The organism is bacterium (assembly GCA_030654305.1).
Taxonomy (GTDB): Bacteria; Krumholzibacteriota; Krumholzibacteriia; order LZORAL124-64-63; family LZORAL124-64-63; genus PNOJ01.
On record JAURXS010000242.1, the window covers coordinates 1 to 7,442 of the forward strand.

At 70.1% G+C, this 7,442-nt stretch carries 7 protein-coding genes; 3 read left to right on the forward strand and 4 right to left on the reverse strand.

Annotated features, from left to right (window positions below):
* On the reverse strand, positions 1 to 249 hold a 249-nt coding region (locus Q7W29_06750), incomplete at its 3' end, for a hypothetical protein (GenBank protein MDO9171513.1).
* Positions 250 to 411: 162 nt separating this feature from the next.
* Positions 412 to 1,458, reverse strand: coding sequence for a malate dehydrogenase (locus Q7W29_06755; protein MDO9171514.1), 1,047 nt, complete (start codon positions 1,456 to 1,458; stop codon positions 412 to 414).
* Positions 1,459 to 1,594: 136 nt separating this feature from the next.
* On the opposite strand from Q7W29_06755, the gene Q7W29_06760 reads away from it, so the two are divergent.
* Complete coding sequence (locus tag Q7W29_06760; GenBank protein MDO9171515.1) at positions 1,595 to 2,194, forward strand: methyltransferase domain-containing protein; 600 nt, start codon at positions 1,595 to 1,597, stop codon at positions 2,192 to 2,194.
* Here the strand turns inward: Q7W29_06760 and Q7W29_06765 are convergent.
* Positions 2,185 to 2,853, reverse strand: a complete 669-nt coding sequence (locus Q7W29_06765) for a hypothetical protein (protein MDO9171516.1) — start codon at positions 2,851 to 2,853, stop codon at positions 2,185 to 2,187. The genes Q7W29_06760 and Q7W29_06765 overlap by 10 nt on opposite strands.
* A 178-nt stretch (positions 2,854 to 3,031) precedes the next feature.
* Between Q7W29_06765 and Q7W29_06770 the strand changes: the two genes are divergently transcribed.
* Entirely contained in the window at positions 3,032 to 4,495 is a 1,464-nt protein-coding gene (locus tag Q7W29_06770) for an MBOAT family O-acyltransferase (GenBank protein MDO9171517.1), read from the forward strand.
* 8 nt (positions 4,496 to 4,503) lie between these two features.
* Positions 4,504 to 5,451, forward strand: a complete 948-nt coding sequence (locus Q7W29_06775; protein MDO9171518.1) for a hypothetical protein — start codon at positions 4,504 to 4,506, stop codon at positions 5,449 to 5,451.
* On the opposite strand, the gene Q7W29_06780 is transcribed toward Q7W29_06775, so the two are convergent.
* Complete coding sequence (locus Q7W29_06780; GenBank protein ID MDO9171519.1) at positions 5,441 to 7,279, reverse strand: asparagine synthase-related protein; 1,839 nt, start codon at positions 7,277 to 7,279, stop codon at positions 5,441 to 5,443. The genes Q7W29_06775 and Q7W29_06780 overlap by 11 nt on opposite strands.
* Positions 7,280 to 7,442 lie beyond the last annotated feature (163 nt).

The following is a 7,442-nucleotide window of genomic DNA, read 5'->3' on the forward strand; positions in this document are numbered from 1 at the left end:
GCCGGCCTGGTCGAGCCAGGCCAGATCCTTCGGCAGGGCCACGATCTCGACGTGGTGGCCGGGCTTGCGGGCCACGATGTCCAGGCCGGGGTTGGCCCTCAGGGCCGCCTCGACCTGCGGGGCGTCCAAAGAGACGCGCACCAGCGCGTACTTGGGGTTCTCGGCCGAGGCGGCGACCGCCAGGCACAGGACGAACAGCAGGGCCGCCGCGGTCAGGGCGCGGCCGAGGGGATTCGGGCGAATGGACATCGGGGCCTCCAGCCTCGTGAGGGTCGCGGACGCCAAGGATGATTGCGGCGGGTACGAAATCTTAACATGAAATCAGGTCCAGGAACAGCGCCGAGGCCGGCCTGGGCGGGGAAAAGCCCCCGCCGGCCGGCAGGGGCTTTTCCGTAACGCATTGTCTTGCAGCTACTTTTTCTTTCCAGCCGCCGGTTTCTTCGCGGCCGCCTTCTTCACCGCCGGCGTCTTGGACGCCTTCTTCGCCTTGTCCATCTCCGCGCCCATGCGGTCGACTTCCCGGGCGGTCTGGCGCACGGCCTCGACCGAGGCCTTGAACAGCTCCTTCTCGGCCGGGGTCATCTTGACCTCGATGACCTTCTCGATGCCGCCGCGGCCCATGATCGCCGGCACGCCGATGAACAGGCCGTGGACGCCGTACTCGCCCTCGAGCAGGGTCGCCACCGGCAGGATCTTCTTCTTGTCGTGGACCTGGGCCTCCATCATCTCCAGGGTGGCCCAGCAGGGGCTGACGAAGGCCGAGCCGGAGCCCAGCAGGCTGACGACCTCGCCGCCGGCCTTGCGCACGCGGTCCTCGATCTCATCGAGCCGCTTGCTGCTGATGAACTGCTCGACCGGCATGCCCGCGATGCGGGTGCAGCTGCGGATCGGCACCATCGTGTCGCCGTGGCCACCCAGGACCATCGCCTCGACGTTCTCCACCGACACGCCCGCCTCCTGGGCGATGAACAGGCGGTAGCGCGCGGTGTCCAGCACGCCGGCCATGCCCGAGATGCGGTGCTTGGGCTTCTTCAGCTTCTGGTGCAGGCGGTAGACGATGGCGTCCAGGGGGTTGGCGATGTTCACCAGGCAGGCGTCGGGGCAGTACATGTTGATGCCGTCGGCGACCGCGTCGGCGATCTGCAGGTTCGTGGCCAGCAGCTCCTCGCGCGACGGGAAGGTGCCGTCGGGGCGCATGGCGCGCGGCACGCCGGCGGTGTTGATGACGCACTCGCAGCCCTCCAGCGCGCTGAAGTCGCGCGAGGCGACGAAGTTGACGTCGGCGTTGATGATGGGCGTGCCCTCGGCCACGTCCAGGGCCTTGCCGGCCGCGACCGCCGGGGGCTTGATGTCCACGATGCCGATCGTGCGCGCCAGCTTGCGGGCGGCGATCTCCAACAGCAGGATGCCGCCGATGTTGCCGGCGCCGACGATGCCCAGTTTCCTCTTGATGGCCATGCTCGTTCTCCTCGGGGTCTGACGACGGTTGGGTCCGTAGTGCGCGAATCTACACGGGTCGAGAACCCGCTTTCAACGTGAAAATCTCACAGCACGGTGCTGGCCGCGTGACGGCGGACGGGCTACCATGGTCGGCATGAACCGCTGGGATGACAAATACGCTCCCGCCCGCTACTTCTACGGCACCGAGCCCAACGAGCTGGTGCGGGCCGCGATCGCCGGCCTGCCGACCGGCCGGGCCCTGTTCCTGGCCGAGGGGGAGGGGCGCAACGCCGTCCACGCCGCCTCCCTGGGGCACGAGGTCGTCGCGGTGGACTCGTCCGCCGAGGGCCGCCGCAAGGCGTTGGCCCTGGCCGCCGAGCGCGGCGTGACCCTGACCTACCTCCTGGGCGACGTCGGGTCGACGGCCTGGGACGACGCGCCCTACGACCTGGCCGTGCTCTGCTTCTTCCACGAATGGCCCGCCGGGCGCGCCCGCCTCCACGCCCGCACCGCGGCGGCGCTGCGGCCGGGGGGCCGCCTGGTCGTGGTCTCGTTCGCCAAGGAGCAGCTCGGCCGCGGCACCGGGGGCCCGCCCGATCTCGAACTCCTGCAGGACCTCGACGAAGTGCGCGGGGAATTCCCGGGCGTGATCTGGGAGCGGACCGAGCGGCTGGAGGTCGTCCAGCACGAGGGACCCGGCCACGACGGGCCGGCTTCCGTGAACCTGCTGGTGGGGACCGCCGGTCAGCGGTAGGCGGCCTTGACGGCGGACCAGCTGTCGGCCGGCGCCGCGACGGTGCCCTCGTAGACGACGACCAGGCGCGGCGGGACCGCGTAGGCCGTTCCCCCGACGGAAATCCAGTCCTCGTAGCCCACTTCGGAGTAGACGCCCGCGAGCAGGAAGCCCGCCCGCGCCGCGCCGGCGTCGACGAGGGACTGCACCGCCGCCGTGACGTCGAAGCTCAGGTCGACGTTGGCCGACGACGGGAACACCACGTCCAGCATCGTGTCGGGGGTCAACTCGTCGCGGCCCACCGTCACCGGCGCGCCCGTCGCCGGGTAGGCGAAGACGCCGACGTAGGGGAAGCCCTCTGAGTCGTCGGAGTAGCCGGTCTTGCGCACGATCAGCACGGCCGAGACCACCGGCTGCTGCGCCGGCACCGCCTCGAGCCCGAATTCCAGGCTGGTCGCCCACTCCGAGTCGCAGCCCGCCGCCTCGCCCCCCACCTTCAGGTGCAGGGCGGTCGAGACGATGCCGGCCGTGAACTTCGTCTCCTGCGGGCAGGCGCCCGCACCCTCCTCGCGCTCGTCGTCGCCGCACTGCAGGGGCGCGATGGTGACGGTGTCGGAGGCGGCGGCGGTCGCGGCGAGGGCGAGGAACAGGCAGCAGAGCAGGGGACGGCTGACGGTCATGACGACCCTCCCGGGTCTTGTGGGGGCGCGGTCCGAATCGACCGCCATTATTCGACAGGGAGACGCCTGCCGTCAACGGGGTCGTCCCCGGGCCGGCAAATGCGTTGAATTGTGTGCCGGTCGCCGATAACATCGGCGGCCACCGGTCCGGATGAGGTCGTCCAGCGGGGAAACCAGGATGCTGTTCACGTCTCCGATCTTCTTCTTGCTCGTCATCTTCGTGCTGGCGGTCTGGCCGGCGGTGGCGATGCGCCGGCGGGCGCGCCACGCCCTGATCGCCGCCGTTTCGCTGGTGTTCTACGGCTGGTGGGATTGGCGCTGCATCGCGGTGCTGGTGGCCGTGGCCGCCACGAGCTTCCTGACGGCGCTGGCGATGGAACGGTCGGGCCGCAGGAACCGCTGGCTCGTCGTCGACCTGACGGTGGTCCTGGGCCTGCTGGTCGCCTACAAGTACGCGGACTTCCTGCTGGCCAACCTGGCCGCCCTGACCGGCGGCGCTTGGCTCCCCGGAGCGGGGGGAGAGGGCAAGCCCGGATTCCTCTCCCTGGCGCCGATCGGGATCAGCTTCTACACGTTCCAGTCGTTGACGTACACCTTCGAGGTCCACCGCGGGAAACTGCCGGCGTCCCGCGACCCGTTGCACTACTTCGCGTTCCTCTCCTTCTTCCCGCAGTTGCTGGCGGGGCCGATCAACCGCGCCGCGCTGCTGATGCCGCAGCTGGCGACGGACCGGCGCCCCACGCCGGAGGACCGCTGGGCGGGCCTGAAGCTGCTGCTGCGCGGCTACTTCATGAAGGCCGTGGTCTCGGACGGGCTCGCTCCCGTCATCAACGCGGCCTTCGCCCTGCGCGACGCGCCGGACTCGAGCGTGTTCTGGTGGCTGATCGTCGCCGGCTACGCGGTGCAGATCTACGCCGACTTCAGCGGCTACACGGACATCGCCCGCGGATTGGCGCGCCTGCTCGGCTACGAGTTCGCCGTGAACTTCAACCGGCCCTACTTCGCGACGTCGATCAGCGAGTTCTGGACCCGGTGGCACATGTCGCTGTCGACGTGGCTCCGCGACTACCTGTTCATGCCCACGATCAACGGGATCCTGCGCCGGGTGGCCAAGCTGAACCTCGCCACCGTGGAGCAGGAGATGCGGCTGGCCTACCCGGCGGCCTCGCTCGTGACCATGCTGCTGTGCGGGCTCTGGCACGGCGCCGGTTGGACGTTCATCCTCTGGGGCGGGCTGCACGCGGTCGGGATGTCGGTCGAGCAGCTCACGCGCTGGCCGAAACGGCTGCGCCGGTTGCCGGCCGGCCGCGTCATGGTCCACGCGGCGCTCGTCCTCCAGATCCTGGTGACCTGGGTCGTCTTCCGCTCCGCGTCGCTGGAGCAGGCGGCCGGCATCATCGCGCGCATGTTCGCGGCGCCCCCCGGCCTGGACGTCTTGAAGCAGGCCCTGGGCGGCATCAACGCGCTCAACCTGCTCGTGCTGTGCGCCCTGGGGATCGCGGCGGATTTCGATCCGGCGGGGAGGCTCCGGACCCGCGCCTGGTGGCCGCGGTACGGCGAACCGCTGGGGTATGCGCTGATCCTCGCCGCCGCGGTCGTGTTCCGCGGCCCGGGCGCGCGGTTCATCTACTTCCAGTTCTAGGACGGGACATGCTCCTGCGCGAACGCTTCTTCGTCACCATCGTCCTCGGGGCCGGGCTGTCCTGCCTGCTGACGTGGCTGCTGCCCGCGCCGACCAACCTGCTGTTCGCGAAGGAAACGCAGTCCTACCGCTTCTACCTGCAGAAGACGCACCTGCGCACCGACCCCGACCTCATCGTCATCGGCGACTCCCGCACGCTGCGCGGCGTCTCGCCGTCGGCGATGGCCGAGCGGCTGCCGCAGCTGCGGATCTTCAACTTCGCCTACAACGCGGGCGGGTTGAACCGGGAGATGTACGCCGACGCGGAGGACCGGTTGAACCCGGACGGCCGGATCCGCGCGGTGCTGATCGGCATCACGCCGCTGGCGCTCTACGACGCTAAGAGCCGCAACACCCAGTACCGGGAGTTCCTGGACAAGTCGGCCGACGACGTCTACCTCAAGCTGCACTTCCCCGCGGCCGTGGATTTCCTGCAGCCCCGCCGGCCGTCGGATCTCGTGTCCGCGGTCCTGGACATCGAACCCCACACCTACTACGAGCAGGAATTCCACGCCGACGGCTGGATTGGTTCCGACCGCCGCCCGCCCGCCCCGCGCGAGGCGTTCGTCCTGTACCGCTCCGAGCTGGCCGGACGTTCGATGTCGCGGGAACTCATCGCGGACCTGATCGCGCAGACGGGCGAGTGGACGTCGCGCGGCATCCGCGTGTTCGCCTGCCGTCCGCCCACGTCGCTCGAGATGGAGGCCCTGGAGGACTCGCTCACGGGGTTCGACGAACGGGGGCTCGCCGAGTCCTTCCGGGCGGCCGGCGGGATCTGGCTGCCCGCGGCGAAGGACAAGTACGGGACCTACGACGGCAGCCATCTGAGGCGGGAAGAGGCGCAGGAGTTCTCCAGGGACCTCGCGACGCTCCTCGCACCGTACCTGCTCACGGACCGGAACGGCGTCAGCCGCTGATTCCGCCGCCCGTCTCCGGGCAGAGGAGCTTGTCGAGCTCCCAGTCGTTCCCCATCAGCTGCATGATCAGCTCGACGGTCGCCAGCTTCGCCAGCCAGGGCCATCGATTCTGCTCCAGGTACGATTCCAGGACGCCCGGTCGCACGTGTTCGGCCACCGCACAGCCCGGGCCGAGGATGGCGCGCATGTCGGGGGCCAGCACGGTGGCGAACCAGTCGCCCCAGTCCTCGATCGGCGTCCGCGTGCCGCGGGACGACAGCCGGCGACGGATGCGGCGGGGGCCGTGCTTGAGCAGCCGGTAGACGTGGTACTGGAACTTGTCGCGGCGCAGGAAGACGCTCAGGGGCAGGCCCTGCAGCGGGACGCGCGCCAGGCCCGGGTGGCTGGACATGAGGAAGGCCTGCAGGACGTACTCGTCGAACAGGTCGTGGGGCAGGAACTTCGAGAGGTAGATGGTGCTGTTCTCGATCTCGTAGGCGAGCTTGACGATCGCGCGGTCGTAGCCCGGGACGCGCAGCGAAGCGAAGTGCCCGCCGATCTCCAGGTCGGCCGTGAAATAGCTCGGGCACAGGGTGTAGGCCGTGTAGGAGAGGTAGGACTCCGATCGCGACAGCCGCCCGTGCTCGCGCGCGAGGTCGTCGGCGCACGCGGCGTTGACCTCGCGGAAGCGGGCCAGCTCGTCCCCGGGGACGATCTCGGCGTAGGCGGGATCGGTGAAGGCGATGTCGCCCGTCGCCAGCAGCGTGTTCAGGTCGCCGCGGGCGTTGTTGTGGCCGCGGAACAGGGTGTCGAGCGCGATGCCGCTGGAGACGATCGGCGAGGGCCCCGGCTCCTCGGACACGAAACGGTACACGGCGGGCAGCATGCAGCGGTTGATCCAGGCCAGCCCCCCCGACAGCCACACCGTCTCGCGGATCGCCGCGGGCAGCTCCCGCTGGTACGGCGCCTCGAAGAAGAGCTGGCGGTGGGGAATGCCCAGCCCGCGGGCGGTGGCCGCGGCCTCGAGCTGGTCGTCGCAGCCCGCCATGCCGTAGGTGAACGCCGCGTGCTCGACGCCCGCGGGCAGGAACGCGTAGAGGGTGCGGCTGTCCAGCCCGCCCGAGAGGGCGAACTGCACCTTGCGGCCGTGCCCGAACATGGGCGGCACGCAGCGCCGGAACGTGGCCAGCGCCTCGTCGAGCGCCTCCCGGCCCCGCAGCGGCGGCTCGCGGCCGGAGAAACGCGGCTCGTAGGCCTGCGTCTCCAGCTCGCCGCTCGCGGCGTCGAAGTGCAGGACGGTGCCGGGCGGCAGCCGCTTCACGCCCGTCAGGAAGGTGCCCGTGCCGGGCCAGTAGCCGAAGTAGAGGAACCGGTGCATCCATTCGCGGTCGAAACCGCCCCCGACGCCGAGCCGGACGAAGGCCGCGAGCTGGGTCGAGAACACCAGACCGCGCCCGTGCCTGGCGTAGAAGATCGGGTGGCAGCCGAAATGGTCGGAGAACAGGTCCAGCCGCCGATCGCGCTTGTGATAGACGGCCGCGGCGAAATGCCCCTCCGCGCCGTCCGTCCAGTCGGTGGACCGTTCGCGGCAGCAGCGCAGGATGTCCGGCCAGGGGATCGTGTCCCGGTTGTGCAGGTCGCCCGCGAAGCAGCCGGCGCAATCGGCGTCCTCGTCGTGGAAGGCGCCGGACAAGGGCGGGTCCGGCAGCGCCGCGGTGACGAACGTGAACTCGCCGTTCCCGATGGTGCTGGCGGGCGTGCGCCCCAGCAGGTCCAGGGTCGCGGCGGCTCGGGACAGTCGGTGCGGGGGGATCTCGAGCGAACCGATCAGGCCCAGGATTCCTGGCATGGTTCCCACTCCATCTGGATGTGCGGTCCGGTCGCCGAACGACGCGGAGGGTCCCATCGCGGGACGCCGGTGGTCAAGTCGAAATGCCCTCGCGGCCGTCCGTCGCCGCCGGGCAGGTCGTTCAGAACTGCGAGTAGATGAAGTCGCCGGAGCCCGAGTTCCC